Raw genomic sequence first — 17,742 nt, 5'->3', positions numbered from 1 at the left:
TGCGAAAAAAAACTAGCGAATCTAATCTAAAAAACGGCGAAAATATCGCAGATTCTGCGCTTCACAAAAAGGACTCCCAATGATTTTAAACGCATTTATGTTGGCATTTCGGCAGATTCAAAGAAACGCACTTCGGGCATTTCTCACAATGCTAGGCATTATCATCGGCACGGGGAGCGTCATTGTGATGATTACGCTAGGCAATGGAATGAGTGCGCAGGTAAAAGAAAATATTTCGCAGCTTGGCAATAATCTCATTATGCTAACCCCCGCGCACGGGCTTGACACCGCAGGGCAGAGCCTTAGGCGGTATTTTAATGAGCAAGAAGTGGAGATGATTCGCAATCGTATTGTAGGCATAAATGCGTTAAGTAGCGTAGGGCAGGGCAACTCGCTCGTGCAGTATAATCAAAATGCCCGTGAGAGCGAGACTTTGGGCGTGGAGAGCGAATATTTTATCGTGGCAAATTGGGAGATTGAGAGTGGACGGGAGTTTAGCGAAAATGAATATAAAAGTGGCGCAAATGTCTGTATCATCGGTGCTACCGTGCAAAATGAGCTTTTTGGCGCAGAATCTCCGCTAGGCGCGAAGCTAAAAATTGGCAATCGGCACGGCGCACTGATTTGCGAAGTCATCGCCACGCTAAAAGGCAAGGGGCAGGTGGGGCACTCAAACCAAGATGAAATCGTGCTTTTTCCGCTAAAATCGTATTTGCGGACTTTGGGGCGTGAAAAAAGCTCGATAAATAATATCAATCAAGTGCTGATTTCGCTAAAAGATGGCGTAGATTCAAAGCAAAAGACAAGCGAGATAAAGTCGCTATTGCGCGAGATTCGTGGTATTGATAAAAGTGGGAAGGTGGATAATTTTGAGATTCGCGATACAAAGCAGTTTGAAGAGGCGATGACTAGCACGATGGCGATGCTGACGCTTTTTATCGGCTCTATTGCGGGGGTTAGTCTCATTGTCGGGGGCATTGGCATTATGAATATTATGCTAGTCTCCGTTACTGAGCGCACAAAAGAAATCGGCACACGCCTTGCAATCGGTGCTTTGGAAGGCGAAGTTTTGCTACAATTTTTAATCGAATCTGTCGTCCTATCCGCGCTAGGCGGGATTATTGGCATAATTTTGGCGTTTTTTATCGCGCTAGGATTGTCAATAGCGATGGATATACCATTTGTTTTTAGCACGGGCATTGCGATTTTGGCGTTTTTGTTTTCGTGCTTTTTGGGAGTACTGTTTGGATATCTCCCCGCCCGCCGCGCTTCAAAGCTAAATCCAATAGACGCATTACGGCACGAATAGATTCTGCGAGATTTGTGTCATATTGAGCGAAGCGAAATATCTCTGTCATTGCGAGATTTGCGAAAGCAAATCGAAGCAATCCAAAATCAGATTCTGCGAAAATTGTGGATTTTTCGTGTGAGATTCTGCGATTCGCAGAATCTGCCATAAATTCTATCCTAAATTTTGCCCCAAAATCGCAGAATCTACCATAAATTCTGCCCCAAATTCGCAGAATCTACCCCAAATTTTGCACTTCAACCCCTTGTGATTTTAGCCAAACTATCGCCCTTTCTTTTTGCGCCACATTACCCAAAATTTTCACCACCAAGTGCCCAAACTCCGTGCTTTGCACCTCATCGATATTTCCGCTTAAAATATTCACATCCACGCCAAACTCCCTAATCATCTGACTAATGAGCGGATTATGCGCCTTTGTGCCCGTGAAAATGACGCGATACACATCGCTTCTATCATCAAGCAACTCCACCAAATTTTCGTCCTTCGTGGGCGGGAGAAATGCGATGAGTTCCCTTGTGATTTCATTTTGCGGATTTATGAAAATCTCGCCCACGCGCCCAGATTCTACGATTTGCCCGTTGCTTAACACGCACATTTTATCGCAAATGGAGCGGACGACATCGATTTGATGCGTGATTAGGATGATTGTGAGATTTAGGCGCGTTTGAATGTCCCTAAGCAGCGTTAAAATCGATGCTGTCGTTTTCGTATCAAGCGCACTTGTCGCCTCATCGCAAAGCAGTAAATGCGGGTGATTTGCGAGCGCACGGGCGATTGCCACGCGCTGTTTTTGCCCGCCACTAAGCTGACTTGGATAAGAGTGCGCCTTATCGCTCAACCCCACAAGTGCCAAAAGTTCAAGTGCGCGGGACTTTATCGCGCTTTTCTCCCACTTTGCAATCTCTAATGCAAAGGCGACATTTTCAAACACGCTTTTTGAAGTTAGCAAATGAAAGTGCTGAAAAATCATACCGATTTTTTGTCGCTCTATACGCAAATCTTTGGGCGATAACCTCCGCAAATCCTTGCCATTTACGATGACTTCGCCACTGCTTGGCGTTTCGAGTAAATTTATGATGCGAATAAGAGTGCTTTTCCCCGCGCCACTAAACCCGATAATGCCGTAAATCTCGCCTTCATTTACCTTTAAATTGATATTTTTTAGTGCGTGAAATCCGTTTGGATAGATTTTTTGAATGTTTTTTAGCTCAACCATATTTTGCCTTTTGAAATTTAAAGGCAAAATGTTAGCAGATTATTTGAGTTTAAAAATAAAAGTGCGCATTTTGATTGCCAAAATGTAGAAAAACGGCGTGTTTAGCGCACTTAAAAGCACTTTGATAAAAAAGTCAAAAAGTGCCATCAAAGTGCAAATCGCAAAACTTTTTTCACCCAAAAATGCAATGTGAAAAAATATCATCGTATCAAAAAACTGCGCGATGATGGTGGATGCGTTGTTTCGTAACCACCAAAGGCGCGGGAAGGTTTTTTTAAAAAAGAAAAATAAATGCACATCGAGTGGTTGAGCGATGATAAATGCGCAAATTGAGGCGATTGCGATGCGTGGCTCGCTTATAAAAAGCGATGGGATGAATGCGATGATTAGCCCGTAGCGCAGGATTTTTAGGACTTCTTTTTTGGAGTTTTTCTCGCTTAAAATATCAAGTAGTAAAAATGACAGCGGATAAATAAGTGCGCCGTAAGTTAGGTAACTTGCGCCGATTTGAAACTGCACGGCGAAGTTTGAGAGGATGACTAGCAAGGCAAAAATGGCAGAAAAAATCAAAATCTGCAAAGTGAAGTCCTTAAAAATGAGATAGATTCTGCGAAAAATGCACGAGATTCTGCGAAAATCAGGGCAGATTCTGCGATTTCCCGCAAAAACGCAGAATCTAGTGAAAAATTCATTAGATTCTGCGAAACAATCAACAAAATCGCAGAATCTAGCGAAAAATTCATTAGATTCTGCGAAAATCTAAAAAAACGCAGAATCTACAATTTTCCACAAAAACGCAGAATCTAGCCCATAATTTCGCAGAATCTACTTTATATCTGCGAGTTTTAGCGTGAATTCCACTTCACTTTTGGTAACCATAAGTTCCCGCGCGATATTTTCGATACTCCATCCATCCTTAAAAAGTGCGATTATCCGCCGCTCATCGACATTTCCCGCACTCGCATTTGGGTAAAAACTTTCCTTCAATCTATCCTCAAAAATGCTAAATTTGCTATCGACATATTCTCTGTCCTTTTCGATGATGGCATAAATATCATCAAGCGACTTGCGGAAGTCTAACTTTATCTCGGTGGTGTCGATTTTTGGACCATTTTTTAGCGTCTTTTGTAGTTTAAAAATATCTTTGTTTAGCTCATCAAGTGCCCTTTCCACTCGCAATAATCGCTTTTGCGTGTCGCTATCTTTGATATAAAAAAATACAATTATCAGCACGAAAAGCACGATGATACCGATATTTATGAGAAGCATTTCATCCATAATTTAGCCTTTGATTGCAGATTAAAATTGTAATTTTAGCAAAAAATTCGCATTATTTTTTAGTGTTTGCGGATTTATGATTTTTTTACTCTCAAACAAATAAAAATATCCATAAGATTGCGTGTGCAAGGCACTTTGGCTAAATCCTTTGGGTGCTTTAAGCGGATATTCGCTAATGACATAAAAAGCATTTAGATTCTGCGTTTTCTCCCATAAATGCGTATAATTTCGCTCAATAATAATTTTTTGCATATCATCAAATGCAAACAAAAAATATCCCTGCGCAAAAGGCGATGAGGGCAAATGCACTAACACGGGCAAATTTGGATTTTGCGTAAATAAAAATGGCTTTTTGTATAAAAATTCTACATTGTAGTTTGCAATCAAACTCGCCACAAAGCACACGCCAAAAATCCAGCGCAAAATCGGCACTTTAATCGCATTTAGCACCAAAATCACGCCAAAATATAAAATAGGAAAAACGCTCATAACATAGCGCAATTCTTTATATGGCGCGACAAATAGCACAAAGCAACACCACAAAATCGCCACCGCAAAAAATCCCACCAAAAATCCACCAAATTTTGCTTTTGCTAAATTTCGCATACCAATCAAACTCGCCACACAAAGCAAAATAAACCCATAAATATTACAAAAATGCGCCTTTATAATCTCCATCAGCACACCAAAAGATAGCACTAGATTCTGCGAAAACTCGCTTAAAAATAATTTATCCATACTTTCTTTTGCGCGATACCCACCCAAAAAATCAAAATATCCTTTATAAAAAATTTGCGCGATTAAAAGACTGCTAATTGCCACAACGATGAGTGGGGCGAAATTTTTGCGTTTTTTATGGTAGCACAAAAACGTAAACGCAAATGCGATAAAAAATAGCGAAAAATAATGCGACAAGCACAAAAGCGCGGTGGCAAAGATAAACCACGCCAAAAATCCCTTATTTTTTCACACCAAATTCGCAGAATCTAAATTATAAAACACAAAACAATTTAGCACAAAAACCATCAAAAGCATTTCTTGCAAAGCATAAGGGCGGATAAAAATCGTATTGCTCACACTCGCGGAATTTAAAAACGCAAATGCCAAAAATAGCGGGACAAAAAAATTTGTCCGTGAAAAAATCTTTGTCATCAAAATAAAACTAGCGCAGAATCCAAGTGTGAAAAATACTAAATTTAGCCCGATTCCACGCGCTTTTAGCCATCCAAAATCGCCACTTTTGACATCGAAACTCCACGCACGAAGTAGCGTGTAATATAAATTTGGGTGCGCCGCGCCATCGCCGTAATTATTTTTCCACAGCTCTTTTAAGTCGTGCCACAAATCGTTTATGGAATTATCATCAAAATACATGCGCTCTTTTAGCTCTTTTGCGAAGTATTCGCCATTTTCAAATTGCAATATTCCAGAGCCTGTGCTAATGGCGATAGAAGCACTCTCATCGATATGAAATCCACTTTTTTGATAGGCAAATCCCACTCGCAAAAATAGCACGATAGTAAAAACAATAACGCTTAAAGCGATGATAATTTGGCGTTTATAATGTTGTGTGCGTTGTGATTGGGGGGGGGATTTATAAAGATTCTGCGAATCTTGCGCTAGATTCTGCGTTTTTGGTAAATCGTGCGCTAGATTCTGCGAAATAAATTTAGAAAATTCCCCCTCCCTTGCGGAGGGGGCAAGGGGGTGGGTAAAATTTCGTAGATTCTGCGAATATGGCGAATTTTGCGCGAGATTCTGCGAATTTTTCGTATTTTTCATTGCTTTTTGCTTTCCCTTATGATACTTCGTTCTCTTGCGGCGATATAGCTATCAAAATCCACTTCGTCTCTGCCGTGCATTAGGCAAATTTCGGCGCGTTTGGCGTCCTTTGCGATAAAAAAAAGCGGGATTTTGCGCGGTGGAAACACGGCAATATCAAGCCGTCCGTAGTATTTCGCGCCCACTTCAAGTTCGTCTGCCAAATCCTTGCCAAAAATTAAGAGATTATGCCCGATTGCTTCAAGCACCGCATTAGATTCAAGCGATATGTAATTTTTAGATTCGTTGTTTATTTGCGCGCTTAGCGCGTCAATCTTGCGGTGCAGTTCGATTAAGAGTTGCAAAATCGGCTCATTTTCATCCACCACACGCCCACGCGCCCGTGTAGCGCGAATCCACGCCGAAATCGGGTCATCGTTATTTTCGCTTAGTCTATCAAACTCCGCCCTAAAAATCGCCTCATTTTCCGCGCTAATCTTGCCAAAGTCAATTTTCAAAGGCGCACTAATAATTCTCACAAAAATCCCCCCGCTATGCAATCCACCGCGATAAATGCCAAAAATATCACGCCCAAATAGCCGTTTGTTTGAAAAAATGCTTTGGGGATATTTAGCAAATCTTTGGCGACTAAATAATGCTCATAGATTAGCATTGCAAACGCGCTCAAAACGCCCAAATACGCGAAGACTCCGCCTTGCGAATCCACCACAAAAAGCACCCAAAAAATCACAGCCATTATATGTGCGAATCGCGAGATAAAAATCGTAGCTTTTAGCCCGTAGCGCGATGGAATCGAAAACAATCCATTTGCCTTATCAAACTCAATATCTTGCAAAGAGTAGAGCAAATCAAATCCCGCCACCCAAAACGCCACGCCAAGCGATAAAAACACGCTCCACAAAGGAATCGCACCCAAAACCGCCACAACTCCCGCAATGGGCGCAAGTGCAAGGCAAATGCCAAGCACAAAATGCGCGAGTGCGCTAAATCGCTTGAAATACGAATACGCGCCGATGATTAGCAAAAATGGCACGGAGAGCGCGAACGCAAGGGCATTTATGCAAAATGAAGTGATGATAAATCCAAGCGCGTTTGCGATAGTAAAAAACAAAACCGCACGGGGCGATATGCGCCCATCAACGCTAGGGCGGGAGCTTGTGCGGGGATTTAGCGCGTCAAATTTTGTGTCGCAAAAGCGATTGAATGCCATCGCAAAATTTCGCGCAAAGATGAGTGCTAGGGCGCAAAAAATTAGCGTTTTTACCACAAATGACGCATTTATCGTGGTGCGAATCTGCCAAAATGCCACGATTACCGCCACTAGCAAAAATGTAGATGAAAAAATCGTGTGCTTAAAAACGACTAATTCGCCGAAATTTTTTAGCTTTTGAAGCAGTTTTTGAAGCATTTACATCCTTTGAAAAATTTTCAAAATTCTATCATTAAATTAGAAAAATTATGCTACGCTAACAAAATTTTTTCACAAAAAGGACGCCAAATGAAAAAGCAAATCAAAGACATTTTAAGAAAACCATATCGCAAACTTCGGCAGATTTTTTCGCAAGTGGATTTCGTGCCAAGTGGGCATTTTTACTCGCCCATCGCAAATGATTTTGAGATAAAAGAGGGCATTGCAAATTTGGATTATAAAAGCGTGGCGGGAGTGAATTTGCGACTAAAAGAGCAATTAAAAATGCTTGAAATTTTTGGCAGATTCTACGAAACGATGCCTTTTGGCGAGACAAAGAAAGCAAATCTCCGCTACTACTTTGAAAATGGCGCATATTGCCACAGTGATGGGATTTGCCTTTATGCGATGATGAGATATTTGCGTCCAAAGCGGATTATTGAGGTTGGAAGCGGGTTTAGCTCCGCATTGATGCACGATGTAAATGATAAGTTTTTTGGCGATAAGGGGGGGGGGGGCAGAATCGATTTGCATAACACATATTGAGCCATATCCAAAAGTCTTATCGCAGCTTTTCTCTCCGCACGATTTCAAAATGCTAAATCTCCACCAAAAACGCCTCCAAGAAATCCCGCTTTCAATGTTTGAAAGTTTAGAGGCAAATGATATTTTGTTTATCGATTCTACGCATATTAGTAAGATTAACTCCGATGTGAATAAAATCTTTTTTGAGATTCTGCCCTGCCTAAAAAAGGGCGTTTTTGTGCATTTTCACGATATTTTTTATCCATTTACTTATCCAAAAGATTGGTTAGAAAATAAGATTTCGTGGAATGAAACTTACATCCTGCGGGCATTTTTGCAATATAATGAGAGCTTTGAGATTGCGTTTTTCAACACTTATCTAAATTATTTTTACAAAGATTTATTTGCAAAAACTCTGCCATTAAGTCAAAAAAATACAGGCGGGAGCATTTGGATTAAAAAAGTCAAATAATCGCAGAATCTGGCTCGGTTTTTTGGTAGATTCTACGAAAATTTTTGGTAGATTCTGCGAAATTGCAAATCTTAAATTTATGTTAAAATTATCGTTTTAAAAAATCATTTTAAAACTCGCAAAAAGGATTTTTATGAAGGTTTTTCATCTCGTGTTTAAGGGGATTGTGGCGGTTTTGCCTATCATTATTTTGCTTTGGATTTTAAAAATCATTTACGGATTTTTCGCAAATATTGTGGATTCCATTTTTTTCCTAACGCAAAGAAGTCTCATCTCAACCATCGCTATTTGCGTGCTTATGCTGTTATTTTTCCTAATTTTGGGATTTGTGGTGGAGCGAAACAAAGAGGCGATTTTCCTAAAAGCAGCGGATTTAATCATCGGCAAAATCCCGCTAATCTCCACCATCTACGCCACGATTAAGGAAATCGTAAATTTATTTAGCGCAAAGGGCACGGACAACTATTTAGGCGTGGTGTGGGTGAAAATCGGCGATTACAAAGTGATGGGATTTATCACAAAAGAGATGGAGGACGAATATTTCGTATTCATCCCCACCACGCCAAATCCGACTTCTGGCTTCCTTTTAAAAGTCAAAAAAGACGAGGTTGAAAAAAGCGATTTAAGCGTGGCAAATGGATTTAAAAAACTCGTATCGCTTGGGATAAAGTGAGATTTCGCAGAATCTAGATTCTGCGTTTTTGTGGGATTTTGCATTAGATTTTCGCAGAATCTTGTGGATTTTTTAAAACGCAGAATCTACGCTATTTTTAGAAAGATTCTGCGTTTTTTTGCGATTCGCAGAATCTACCGCCAAATTTCGCAGAATCTCGCGGACTTTTAAATCGCAGAATCTACTTTGGATAGCTCCCAAGCCATTTTAGCACCTCCCCTTGTTTGGTGAAAATCTCACTCACGCACGAATCATCGATATGCCCCTCCAACTCCATATAAAACCAAAAGCTAAAATCCTTTGACTTCCGCACGGGGCGGGATTCTAACTTTACCAAATTTATCTTTGCGCTATTAAATTCATTCAGTAATTTTGCCAAAGTGCCGGGCTTATTTGAGTCATTTATAAACGCGCAAAACGAAGTCTTATCCGCGCCACTTTTTGGCAGTTTGAAGTCGCTTATGATAAAAAAGCGCGTGATATTTTCAACGCTATCTTGGATATTTTCAAACATTATAGGCAGTCCAAAGCAATCTGCCGCGACTTTGGAGCAAATCGCCGCGCTATTTTTCTCGCCCCTAGCGATTTGGGCGGCTTTTGCGGTTGAATCAAGCGGGATTAGCTCGGCATTTTGAAGCGAATAATTTTTCAAAAACTCCCTGCATTGCCCAAATGCGACATCTTTTGAGTAAATTTTTTTGATATTTTTAAGCAACTTTTCATTTGAAGCAAGGCTGTGGTGAATCGCCAAACTTGCCTCAGCGATGATTTTGACATTGTATTTTGAGAGAAAGTCTAAACTCTCGCCCACAATGCCGTTGCTATTGTTTTCGATGGGGAGGACGCCGTATTTCACGCTTTTATTTTCCACAAGTTTAAAAATACTCTCAATGTTTGTCGCAGAGATATATTCGCTGATTTTCCCAAAGCGACTAATTGCCACTTGGTGCGTAAAACTCCCCATAGGTCCTAAATACGCAATGCGTTCGGGCAACTCCAAATGCCTACTTGTCGCAAAAATCTCACTATAAATGGCATCGATTGCGCTTGGCGTGATGAATCGCGGGTTTAGAGCGTTAAGTCGCTCCACAATCTCGCGCTCCCTTTTTGGGTGATAAATAAATGCTTTTTCTTTTAGCTTCACTGCGCCTATTTCGCGCACGATTTGCATTCGCTTATCCAAAAGCTCCAAAATTTCATTGTCGATTTTATCGATTTTTTGGCGCAAGGGTGCTAGTTTTTTGGCTGTGTCATTTGGCTTTTTCATCGATTGTCCTTTTTAGATTCTGCGATTTTAGGCATTTTAGCTCGTTTTCGGTAGATTCTGCGAATGTTTCCCGTGCGCGAATCAAAAAATCCGCGCCATTTTCAACCGCCACTTCGGCGCATTTTAGGCGTGAATTGTAACTACTTGCCATACTAAAACCATACGCCCCGCAATCCAAAATCGCAATAATATCGCCACGATTCGTGCGTGGGAGCGCAATATCCTTTGCCAAATAATCGCTTGATTCGCAAATCGGTCCCACAATATCGCATTTCTCCAAAATCGCAGAATCTCGCAGAATCTCGGGGATTTCGGTGGATTTAGGCGAATCTTGCGGGACATAGCAAACCCTATGCTTTGCGCCATAAAGCGCAGGGCGAATCAAATCATTCATCGCTGCATCAACAATGCAAAATCGCTTAAATTCATTTTGCTTTTCATATAAGATTCGCGCTAATAAAACGCCACAATCCCCCACGATTCGCCTACCTAACTCACAGATAATCGTCAAATCCACTCCCTTTAACGCACCCAAAATCCCTTGCGCGTAGTCGTTTAAATCAATGATTTTTTCATCATTATACGCGATTCCTAGCCCACCGCCCACATCGATGAATTTTAAATCGATTTTTAGCGCAAGTAAAGCGCGAATCAAAGCCACGATTTTTTCCGCGCTTTGTGTGATTGGCTCTAAATCCAAAAGTTGAGAGCCGATATGAAAATGCGCCGCGATTGGCTGTAAGTGCGTAGATTTTTTGGCGTAGATAAACATTTTTTTTGCGCATTCAATATCCACGCCAAATTTATTTTCCCGCAGTCCCGTTGAAATGTAAGGGTGCGTTTTTGCGTCAATGTTTGGATTCACGCGAATGCTGATTCGCGCCACTTGCTTTGAATCGCTTGCGATTTGCTCCACGCGCAAAAGCTCTTCCGCGCTCTCCACATTGATAAACAAAATGTCATTTTGCAACGCTTCGCGCAAATCATCATCGCTTTTTCCCACGCCACTATAAATGATTTTATACTTTGGGATTCCCGCTAACAGGGCGCGTTTGACTTCATTTATCGATACGCAATCCGCCCCGCAGTCTAAATGTGCCAAATGCTTTAAAAGCGATAGATTCGCATTTGCTTTAAGCGCGTAGCAAAGAAGCGATTTTCGTGCGTTAAATGCGCCTTTAAAAGCATTTACATTTTGAGTGATTTTATCAAAGTCATAGATATATGCGGGAGTGCCGTATTTTTGGGCTAAATATGGGTAGAGATTTTGCAAAATTGTGCCTTTTAAAGTGAAATTTTGTGCGAATTTTACCATAATGATTGTTTGAATAAATAAAGATTCTGCTAAAATTGTGCGATATTAGAGAATTATGGAGGCACGAGATGAGAAAAGCATTTACAATGGTTGAGATTGTATTTATTATCGTGATATTAAGCATTTTATCGGTGGTGGCGATTTGGAGTATGCCCCGCACGGAGCTAAAACAAGCCGCCGAATCTATGATAAACAACCTAAAATATACAAAATCACTAGCGCAGTTAGATGATAGATTTTTTGCGACGAAGGATGTGAGTTATTTTGATAAAATAAATGGCATTGCAGATAAAAATGAGGCGGCATTAAAGCAGATTGAAAACTATCAATGCGGAATGTGGCAGTTTCAGTTTCATCAATCAGCAGGGAAGCAGGACGCCACCACGACAAATACTTACAGCATTTTTGCCGATAGTGCGGGCTCCGGAGCGAAAAGCTTTGATGGAAAGCCTATGGATGGCGATATAATCGCGCGAGACCCGATGACAAAGGCGTGTATGAGCGGATATAATGAAAATAATTTGAAAGAATGCGAAGATAACTTCTCCCCCGAAGTGCGCTTTGGCGATACCTATGGCGTGGAGTTAGATACTATCGTAACTGCTGAAAATGCCTGTGCGTATAAGAAAAACTCGACTTTTAGCATAGTATTTGACGGCGAGGGAATGCCATATTGCAAAGTCGGGCAAAATCAATGCACTAGAACGCAGAATCTCCCCACACGCCTTACAAAATCCGTAACGATTAAATTAAAGCGCAAAAAAGAGACTGCCTATATTTGCATCACAAAAGGCGGAATTATCGATAAAGGCATACCTGTGGATAAAAATGGCAATCCGGTAAAAGACAAGGACGGCAGAAATCGCGGCATTCCTGTGGAAAATGATGCGTGCAAAGATATTTAGCGATTTATGCGATATTTTTTAATTTTATCGTGCGTTTTTTCGTGTGTGGTGGCAGATTCTGCGTATCGATTGCAGGGATTTGATGCCGAATATAATTTGCTAAATGACGCCCCGATAATCCAAAAGGGCAAGGCACTAAAATCGCACAACGCGCAAAATCGCACTCCCCGCCCACCAAAAAAGCAAAGCAATAAGCGCATAGAGCCTCCCAAAACTTCAACTCGCGCGGTAAATGCGAGGGATTTTGATGGCTCTCGTTTGAGCGTTTTGGAGAATGAACCCGCAAGAATACGCTACGGATTTCCGCCCTACCCGCCACAGCACTTTTTGATGATTGGACTAAATGGCGGGGTGGATATTTTCAGCGCAGAATCTAGCGCAGATTCTGCGAAAAAACTCATCGGCGTGGAGATTATGGGGAAATTTGGATATTTGTATTTTTTCACACGCGATGCAAACTCACACGCCTTGCGAATTTACGCGCACTTTGGCACGAGCATTCCCACAAGCAAGGCACTTTCTTGGAATGTCGGATTTGGCGGAAATATCGATTTTTTAATCAATGTATTTTATTTTGATTTATTTTTAGGCGTGGGATATGGCGGCGAGTATTTCACAAGCGGACTTTTAAAGCACGGAACCTTGCTAAACACGGGCATTTCAAGGCGCATAGGCAATCATCAAATCGAGCTTGGCGTCCGTGTGCCGTTTTATTTTCTACCCGATTCTGCGCTCTTACGCCACAATATCGATATTTTACTTGGATGGAATTATCGATTTTAAGGAAAATCATAATTGAAAAATATCAAATTAAAGATTAGCAAAATGAGCTGTGCGGCGTGTTCTGCATCTATTGAGCGAAGTTTGAAGCGCAAGGATTTTATTAAAAGCATCGAAGTTGATTTAATCAGCGAGTGCGCAAATGTCGCCTTTGATGAATCGCGCACTGACATAAAAACCATAATCGCTTTGATTAAAAAGCTAGGCTATGGCGCGGAGATTTTTAGCCAAAAAGCCACGCAAAAGGCACAAAATAGCGACTATCTCATCGCCATAATCTTTGCAATCCCGCTATTTTGCGTGAGTATGGGGGCAATGATTTGGAGCGATTCGCTCACTACAAATCAAACCCTAATCTGCGCTATCGAAATCGCACTGCTACTGCCAATCCTATACGCTGGGCGCAAAATCTATGCAAAGGGCTTCAACGCGCTTATTAAATTCGTGCCAAATATGGATTCGCTTGTGTTTTTGGGGAGTGGGAGCGCGATTGCGTTTAGTGCGTATATGGTGGCGCGACTAGGCTTTGAATCTCCGCACCTGCTTCACAATCTCTACTTTGAGAGTGCTGGGGTGATTATCGCTGTGATTATGCTAGGCAAAAGGCTCGAAAATCTCGCCACTAGCAACGCAAAAAGCGGGATTGAATCGCTTATAAATTTAGCCCCAAAAACCGCGCTAAAAGTGCAGGGCAAATCTGGCGAAACGCTTGAAGTGCGCGTAGAATCGCTTCAAATCGGCGACATACTCGCTGTCCCAAAAGGTGCGGCGTTTGGCGTGGATTGTGAGCTTTTGGGCGAATCTTGCGAAGTTGATGAAAGCGTAATCAGTGGCGAATCAAAACACAAACGCAAAGCAAAGGGCGATTTGATTTACAGCGGGAGCGTGAATTGCGGGGAAATGGTGCGTGTGCGCGTGAAAAATGTGGCAAGTGATTCGATGATTAGTAAAATCATTGCATTAGCGCAAAATGTCAAAAAAGCCCCCATTGCGCGAATCGCAGACACAATATCCGCGTATTTCGTGCCTTGCGTAATCGCAGTGGCTTTGTGCGCTGGGATAGCGTGGGGCGTGGCAAGTGGCGACTTTCACAAGGCATTTATCGTATTTAGCTCGACATTGCTAATCTCTTGCCCCTGTGCGCTGGGACTTGCCACGCCTTTAAGCATAATGGTTGCCACAAGTATCGCCGCAAAACGCGCATTTTACTTCAAAAATGCGGAGAGTTTGGAGGTGTGCGCTAAAATCACCACGATGATTTTTGATAAGACAGGGACGCTCACAAGCGGGGATTTGCGCGTGGTGGAGTGGATAGATTCGCGCCAATCTAGTGCGAATAAAAGCGATATTTTCTCGCTAATCTATGCAATTGAATCCCAAAGCGAACATTTAATCGCAAAGGCAATTTTGCGCTATATCCGCGAATCTAGCGCGAATTTGGGCGTGGATTTAAGTGAAAAAATCGCCGAAGTGCAAACAATCGCCGAAATCCAAACAATCACGGGAAAAGGCATTAGCGGACATATAAATGATAGACGCGTAAAAATCGGCACAGCGGATTTTGTGGGCGAAACACATAATGGTAAATCTTGTGCAATAGATTCGCATCTTTTAGCAAAATCCACGCAAATCCCACATACGACTTGCTTTGTGAGCGTGGATTCGCAGTGCGTGGGCTTTTTTGTTATCGCCGATGATTTGCGCCCAAATGCCAAAAATTTGGTGGCAAATCTCCGCGCACAAGGCATAAAAAGCATAATTTTAAGTGGCGATAACGCAAAAAGTGTGCAATCAGTGGCGAATCTTTGCGCAATCGATGAGTTTTATCACTCGCAACTGCCCCAAGATAAGCTAGACTTCATCACAAGGGTGCAAGAGCGTGGCGAAATCGTGGGCTTTGTGGGCGATGGCATAAATGACGCACTTGCCATTACACGCGCAAATATCGGCGTTGCGCTAAATTCGGCTAGTGATATTGCAATCAAACAAAGCGACATAATTCTGCTAAATGGCGACTTGGGGAGCATTGCGGAGGCGATTGCGCTAAGTCGGCGGACGATTCGCAACATAAAGGAAAATTTGGGCTTTGCGTTTGTGTATAATGTGTGTGCGATACCGCTGGCTGTGGGGATACCGCAGATTTTGGGATTTAATATCGCGCTAAATCCGATGGTTGCTGGGGTGGCGATGGGGTTGTCATCGATAAGTGTGGTGATGAACGCCTTGCGACTTGAAGCGCGTTGTCTCGTGGCGGATTTCGCGGGATTCTGCGCTCTCAAACGCTCGATGAACCATTAGTTCTATCTCGCGTTTTCGCGCTTGAAAACCCACGAACTCCACTCACGATACTTCCGCGCGAATGTTTTTTGTTTTTTAAAACCACCGCCATTACTTCGATTGTGATTCGTTGCACAAATCAAAGTGTGAAAATTTAGTCATTGCGAGATTCGCATAGCGAATCGAAGCAATCCAAAAAAATTGTCATTCTTGCGTGAAGCACGAAGTGTGAAGCGAAGAAACTCATTTAGATTCTGCGATTCGCACGAAAAGCGCAGAATCTGCGGGGAGATTCTGCGATTTATAGCAAAAAATTATTGACTTTTAAGATATTAACAAAAGATAATAATTTTTATCAAAAACTATGCTAACATTGTGCCTTGCATTTTTTGCAAAATTCAACATAAAGGAAATTTCGATGAAAAAGCTACTTTTATCATCAATGGTTAGCGTTGCAATCAGTTTAAATGCGGCGAATCTCGCCCAAGAGGCAAAAGATTTTGGACTTTTGCCACTGCCAAGCACACAGAGCGAAATCGATGCTTATTTGAAGGCAAATGGCATTAAGGCAAGTTCGTTTAGCACGGCAAAAGCGGAGCTAGGCAAAAAGCTATATTTTGAGCCACGCCTTAGTAAAAGTGGGATTATTTCGTGCAACACCTGCCACAATTTGGGGCTTGGTGGGACGGATGGCATAAGCGCGGCTGTGGGGCATAGATGGAGTGCAAATCCGCATCACCTAAACTCGCCCACCGTGTTTAACTCCGTCTTTAACACTTCGCAGTTTTGGGATGGGAGAGCGGGGCATTTAGCCGACCAAGCCAAAGGACCGATTGAAGCAGAGCCTGAGATGGCAACTCCCGCAAAACTCGCGGTTGAGAAAATCGCTTCGTTGCCTGAATATGTCGCAGAGTTTAAAAAGCTCTATGGCAAGGTAAATTTTGACAATATTGCCGATGCGATTGCAAACTTTGAGCGCACACTCATCACACCATCGCGCTTTGATAAGTTTCTAAATGGCGATGAGCGCGCATTAAGTAAAGACGAACAAGCGGGGCTAAAAACCTTTTTAGACAAAGGCTGTGCATCTTGCCATAGTGGCGTGAATTTGGGCGGAACTATGCAGGCATTTGAAGTGGCTGGGAAATATAAATTTGCCAATTTAGGCGACTTTAAAGGCGATAAAAATGGTATGGTAAAAACGCCCACCTTGCGCAATGTCGCCGAAACTGCGCCATATTTTCACAACGGCGCGATTTGGAGTTTGCGCGATGCGATTAAGGAAATGGGGAGCATTCAGCTAGGCATCGACATTAGCGATGCGGAAGCAAAAAGCATTGAGATATTTTTGCACGCTTTAAGTGGCGAAAAGCCAAAGATTAAGTATCCGCAACTGCCGATTTCTACGGAAAAAACTCCAAAACCGCAGTTATAGATTCTGCGCCTAGATTCTGCGAAATTTTGCGTGAATCGCAGAATCTAGCGCGAAAGTAGCAGAATTTAATAAGGAAATCGTAGAATCTAGTGCGTTGTTTTTTTTGTTGCTGTGAGATTCTGTGGAGTTTGTGCGCCGTCATTGCGAGAAGTCGCGCGTTTAAGGGCGACTTCGTGGCAATCTAGCAAAAATTGTCATTCTCGCGCGAGTGAAACGAGCGAAGAATCTTAAAAACTCTCCCCCTCCCTTGTGATAAATACCCCACCCCAAACCCCTCCCGCAAGGGGAGGGGCTTTCTCTATCTCCCCCTCCCTTGCGGAGATTTTGCATTTTCTCCCCCTCCCGTGCGGAGGGGGACAAAGGGGGTGGGTAGATTTAAATTAGATTCTGCGATTTGTAGAAATTTAAGCAAGAAATTTATAAAATTTCGACTTTTTTAAAACAATCATTTAAAACACTCAAAGGACAAAATATGAATGACTTTCAAAAGGCTTTGCAATTCCGCCACGCGTGTAAAATTTTTGATGAGACAAAGGCGATTCCAAGCGAACAATTTAGCGAAATACTTGATGCTGGGCGAATGAGTCCCAGCTCTATGGGCGTAGAACCCACGCGATTTCTTGTGGTGCGCGATAAAGATTTGCGCCAAAGGCTAAAAGAGGCGTGCTGGGGGCAGATTCAGCTAACGAGTGCAAGTGAAGTTGTGGTGCTAAAATGCCTACTTCAGCCCATTATCCCGCCATCAAATTATATAAATTTTATGTCATTTCGGCGTGGCAAAACAGACGCGGAGCGCGAAAAATGGGTTGAAATGTATAAAGGAATGTTAGAGCGCAAAGTTGCGCACGGCATTTCGATTCGTCATTGGGTAGAGAAACAAAGCTATATCGCTGGTAGCACGATGATGAATTATGCGGCGTATTTAGGCATTGATTCGTGTGCGATTGAGGGCTTTGAGATAGATGCGCTAAATGACGCGCTAGGAATCGACACATTTAAGGAATGTGTGAGTATGATTTTGACCTTTGGCTATCGCATAAAAGAGCAACAAAAGCGTTATCGATTAAGTTTAGATGAAATTGTAGAATATAAGTGAGGCG

The 17,742-nt window shown here is 42.2% G+C and carries 23 protein-coding genes; 11 read left to right on the top strand and 12 right to left on the bottom strand.

The window, feature by feature from the left end:
• The first annotated feature begins 79 nt into the window (after nucleotides 1-79).
• Together ACWIUE_RS09790 and ACWIUE_RS09785 are read left to right on the top strand one after the other, a co-directional pair.
• Complete coding sequence (locus tag ACWIUE_RS09790) at nucleotides 80-1,309, top strand: ABC transporter permease (RefSeq protein ID WP_454136565.1); 1,230 nt, start codon at nucleotides 80-82, stop codon at nucleotides 1,307-1,309.
• Nucleotides 1,310-1,321: 12 nt separating this feature from the next.
• Nucleotides 1,322-1,459: a hypothetical protein gene (locus ACWIUE_RS09785; protein ID WP_454136564.1), complete on the top strand. Its 138-nt coding sequence runs from the start codon at nucleotides 1,322-1,324 to the stop codon at nucleotides 1,457-1,459.
• A gap of 67 nt (nucleotides 1,460-1,526) precedes the next feature.
• Here the strand turns inward: ACWIUE_RS09785 and ACWIUE_RS09780 are convergent, their stop codons facing one another.
• The 8 genes from ACWIUE_RS09780 to mqnP form a co-directional block, all read right to left on the bottom strand.
• Nucleotides 1,527-2,525 carry a methionine ABC transporter ATP-binding protein gene (locus ACWIUE_RS09780; protein WP_454136563.1) on the bottom strand — a complete coding sequence of 333 codons (999 nt, stop codon included), beginning with the start codon at nucleotides 2,523-2,525 and terminating at the stop codon, nucleotides 1,527-1,529.
• A 39-nt stretch (nucleotides 2,526-2,564) separates the two neighbouring features.
• Nucleotides 2,565-3,104 carry a queuosine precursor transporter gene (locus ACWIUE_RS09775; protein ID WP_454136562.1) on the bottom strand — a complete coding sequence of 180 codons (540 nt, stop codon included), beginning with the start codon at nucleotides 3,102-3,104 and terminating at the stop codon, nucleotides 2,565-2,567.
• The gene (locus ACWIUE_RS09770) at nucleotides 3,092-3,268 is read right to left on the bottom strand and encodes a hypothetical protein (RefSeq protein ID WP_454136561.1); all 177 of its coding nucleotides are present in this window, start codon (nucleotides 3,266-3,268) and stop codon (nucleotides 3,092-3,094) included. The genes ACWIUE_RS09775 and ACWIUE_RS09770 overlap by 13 nt, the downstream gene beginning before the upstream one ends.
• A gap of 82 nt (nucleotides 3,269-3,350) precedes the next feature.
• Complete coding sequence (locus ACWIUE_RS09765) at nucleotides 3,351-3,803, bottom strand: hypothetical protein (protein WP_454136560.1); 453 nt, start codon at nucleotides 3,801-3,803, stop codon at nucleotides 3,351-3,353.
• A gap of 21 nt (nucleotides 3,804-3,824) precedes the next feature.
• Nucleotides 3,825-4,754, bottom strand: a complete 930-nt coding sequence (locus tag ACWIUE_RS09760) for a hypothetical protein (RefSeq protein ID WP_454136559.1) — start codon at nucleotides 4,752-4,754, stop codon at nucleotides 3,825-3,827.
• Nucleotides 4,755-4,769: 15 nt separating this feature from the next.
• Complete coding sequence (locus tag ACWIUE_RS09755; protein WP_454136558.1) at nucleotides 4,770-5,585, bottom strand: hypothetical protein; 816 nt, start codon at nucleotides 5,583-5,585, stop codon at nucleotides 4,770-4,772.
• Nucleotides 5,582-6,103 (bottom strand): hypothetical protein, encoded by a 522-nt coding sequence (locus ACWIUE_RS09750; RefSeq protein WP_454136557.1) that lies wholly within the window; start codon nucleotides 6,101-6,103, stop codon nucleotides 5,582-5,584. Before ACWIUE_RS09750 ends, ACWIUE_RS09755 begins: the two co-directional genes overlap by 4 nt.
• Nucleotides 6,100-6,993, bottom strand: a complete 894-nt coding sequence (mqnP, locus tag ACWIUE_RS09745; protein WP_454136556.1) for a menaquinone biosynthesis prenyltransferase MqnP — start codon at nucleotides 6,991-6,993, stop codon at nucleotides 6,100-6,102. Before mqnP ends, ACWIUE_RS09750 begins: the two co-directional genes overlap by 4 nt.
• A gap of 90 nt (nucleotides 6,994-7,083) precedes the next feature.
• On the opposite strand from mqnP, the gene ACWIUE_RS09740 reads away from it, so the two are divergent.
• From ACWIUE_RS09740 to ACWIUE_RS09730, 3 genes are all read left to right on the top strand, one after another.
• Complete coding sequence (locus ACWIUE_RS09740; RefSeq protein ID WP_454136555.1) at nucleotides 7,084-7,539, top strand: hypothetical protein; 456 nt, start codon at nucleotides 7,084-7,086, stop codon at nucleotides 7,537-7,539.
• The gene (locus ACWIUE_RS09735) at nucleotides 7,478-7,990 is read left to right on the top strand and encodes a class I SAM-dependent methyltransferase (protein ID WP_454136554.1); all 513 of its coding nucleotides are present in this window, start codon (nucleotides 7,478-7,480) and stop codon (nucleotides 7,988-7,990) included. The genes ACWIUE_RS09740 and ACWIUE_RS09735 overlap by 62 nt, the downstream gene beginning before the upstream one ends.
• 133 nt (nucleotides 7,991-8,123) lie before the next feature.
• Nucleotides 8,124-8,663, top strand: coding sequence for a DUF502 domain-containing protein (locus ACWIUE_RS09730; RefSeq protein ID WP_454136553.1), 540 nt, complete (start codon nucleotides 8,124-8,126; stop codon nucleotides 8,661-8,663).
• 72 nt (nucleotides 8,664-8,735) lie between these two features.
• Here ACWIUE_RS09730 and ACWIUE_RS09725 read toward each other — a convergent pair whose 3' ends face one another.
• The 3 genes from ACWIUE_RS09725 to lysA are packed head-to-tail and all read right to left on the bottom strand — an operon-like array spanning nucleotide 8,736 to nucleotide 11,203.
• The gene (locus ACWIUE_RS09725; protein WP_454136552.1) at nucleotides 8,736-8,864 is read right to left on the bottom strand and encodes a hypothetical protein; all 129 of its coding nucleotides are present in this window, start codon (nucleotides 8,862-8,864) and stop codon (nucleotides 8,736-8,738) included.
• A complete protein-coding gene (locus ACWIUE_RS09720; RefSeq protein ID WP_454136551.1) occupies nucleotides 8,845-9,930 on the bottom strand; it encodes a bifunctional chorismate mutase/prephenate dehydratase in 1,086 nt (361 codons plus the stop codon). The genes ACWIUE_RS09725 and ACWIUE_RS09720 overlap by 20 nt, the downstream gene beginning before the upstream one ends.
• The gene (gene lysA, locus ACWIUE_RS09715; RefSeq protein WP_454136550.1) at nucleotides 9,914-11,203 is read right to left on the bottom strand and encodes a diaminopimelate decarboxylase; all 1,290 of its coding nucleotides are present in this window, start codon (nucleotides 11,201-11,203) and stop codon (nucleotides 9,914-9,916) included. Before lysA ends, ACWIUE_RS09720 begins: the two co-directional genes overlap by 17 nt.
• Before the next feature lie 110 nt (nucleotides 11,204-11,313).
• Between lysA and ACWIUE_RS09710 the strand changes: the two genes are divergently transcribed.
• From ACWIUE_RS09710 to ACWIUE_RS09695, 4 genes are all read left to right on the top strand, one after another.
• Nucleotides 11,314-12,150 carry a pilus assembly FimT family protein gene (locus ACWIUE_RS09710; protein WP_454136549.1) on the top strand — a complete coding sequence of 279 codons (837 nt, stop codon included), beginning with the start codon at nucleotides 11,314-11,316 and terminating at the stop codon, nucleotides 12,148-12,150.
• Between the two features lie 6 nt (nucleotides 12,151-12,156).
• On the top strand, nucleotides 12,157-12,933 hold the full coding sequence (locus ACWIUE_RS09705) for a hypothetical protein (protein WP_454136548.1): 777 nt from the start codon (nucleotides 12,157-12,159) through the stop codon (nucleotides 12,931-12,933).
• A gap of 12 nt (nucleotides 12,934-12,945) precedes the next feature.
• Complete coding sequence (locus ACWIUE_RS09700) at nucleotides 12,946-15,228, top strand: heavy metal translocating P-type ATPase (RefSeq protein ID WP_454136547.1); 2,283 nt, start codon at nucleotides 12,946-12,948, stop codon at nucleotides 15,226-15,228.
• 391 nt (nucleotides 15,229-15,619) lie between these two features.
• Nucleotides 15,620-16,642: a cytochrome-c peroxidase gene (locus ACWIUE_RS09695; protein ID WP_454136567.1), complete on the top strand. Its 1,023-nt coding sequence runs from the start codon at nucleotides 15,620-15,622 to the stop codon at nucleotides 16,640-16,642.
• Here ACWIUE_RS09695 and ACWIUE_RS09690 read toward each other — a convergent pair.
• Nucleotides 16,611-16,784 carry a hypothetical protein gene (locus ACWIUE_RS09690; protein ID WP_454136545.1) on the bottom strand — a complete coding sequence of 58 codons (174 nt, stop codon included), beginning with the start codon at nucleotides 16,782-16,784 and terminating at the stop codon, nucleotides 16,611-16,613. The two genes, ACWIUE_RS09695 and ACWIUE_RS09690, sit on opposite strands and share 32 nt — an antisense overlap.
• Nucleotides 16,785-16,891: 107 nt before the next feature.
• Between ACWIUE_RS09690 and ACWIUE_RS09685 the strand changes: the two genes are divergently transcribed.
• The gene (locus tag ACWIUE_RS09685) at nucleotides 16,892-17,026 is read left to right on the top strand and encodes a hypothetical protein (protein ID WP_454136544.1); all 135 of its coding nucleotides are present in this window, start codon (nucleotides 16,892-16,894) and stop codon (nucleotides 17,024-17,026) included.
• A gap of 88 nt (nucleotides 17,027-17,114) precedes the next feature.
• The gene (locus ACWIUE_RS09680) at nucleotides 17,115-17,738 is read left to right on the top strand and encodes an NAD(P)H-dependent oxidoreductase (RefSeq protein ID WP_454136543.1); all 624 of its coding nucleotides are present in this window, start codon (nucleotides 17,115-17,117) and stop codon (nucleotides 17,736-17,738) included.
• The last annotated feature ends 4 nt before the right edge of the window (nucleotides 17,739-17,742 follow it).

This window comes from Helicobacter sp. 23-1045 (assembly GCF_053654655.1).
The sequence above is the reverse complement of the archived record's forward strand: the minus strand, read 5'-3'. Positions and strand labels throughout refer to the sequence as shown.

Excerpts from the sequence above, each read along its gene's own strand:
- ACWIUE_RS09790 (WP_454136565.1), top strand. The coding sequence starts at position 80 with ATGATTTTAAACGCATTTATGTTGGCATTTCGGCAGATTCAAAGAAAC.
- ACWIUE_RS09780 (WP_454136563.1), bottom strand. The coding sequence starts at position 2,525 with ATGGTTGAGCTAAAAAACATTCAAAAAATCTATCCAAACGGATTTCAC.
- ACWIUE_RS09770 (WP_454136561.1), bottom strand. The coding sequence starts at position 3,268 with ATGAATTTTTCGCTAGATTCTGCGATTTTGTTGATTGTTTCGCAGAAT.
- ACWIUE_RS09765 (WP_454136560.1), bottom strand. The coding sequence starts at position 3,803 with ATGGATGAAATGCTTCTCATAAATATCGGTATCATCGTGCTTTTCGTG.
- ACWIUE_RS09755 (WP_454136558.1), bottom strand. The coding sequence starts at position 5,585 with ATGAAAAATACGAAAAATTCGCAGAATCTCGCGCAAAATTCGCCATAT.
- mqnP (WP_454136556.1), bottom strand. The coding sequence starts at position 6,993 with ATGCTTCAAAAACTGCTTCAAAAGCTAAAAAATTTCGGCGAATTAGTC.
- ACWIUE_RS09740 (WP_454136555.1), top strand. The coding sequence starts at position 7,084 with ATGAAAAAGCAAATCAAAGACATTTTAAGAAAACCATATCGCAAACTT.
- ACWIUE_RS09735 (WP_454136554.1), top strand. The coding sequence starts at position 7,478 with ATGATAAGTTTTTTGGCGATAAGGGGGGGGGGGGCAGAATCGATTTGC.
- ACWIUE_RS09730 (WP_454136553.1), top strand. The coding sequence starts at position 8,124 with ATGAAGGTTTTTCATCTCGTGTTTAAGGGGATTGTGGCGGTTTTGCCT.
- ACWIUE_RS09720 (WP_454136551.1), bottom strand. The coding sequence starts at position 9,930 with ATGAAAAAGCCAAATGACACAGCCAAAAAACTAGCACCCTTGCGCCAA.
- ACWIUE_RS09710 (WP_454136549.1), top strand. The coding sequence starts at position 11,314 with ATGAGAAAAGCATTTACAATGGTTGAGATTGTATTTATTATCGTGATA.
- ACWIUE_RS09705 (WP_454136548.1), top strand. The coding sequence starts at position 12,157 with ATGCGATATTTTTTAATTTTATCGTGCGTTTTTTCGTGTGTGGTGGCA.
- ACWIUE_RS09690 (WP_454136545.1), bottom strand. The coding sequence starts at position 16,784 with ATGACGGCGCACAAACTCCACAGAATCTCACAGCAACAAAAAAAACAA.
- ACWIUE_RS09680 (WP_454136543.1), top strand. The coding sequence starts at position 17,115 with ATGAATGACTTTCAAAAGGCTTTGCAATTCCGCCACGCGTGTAAAATT.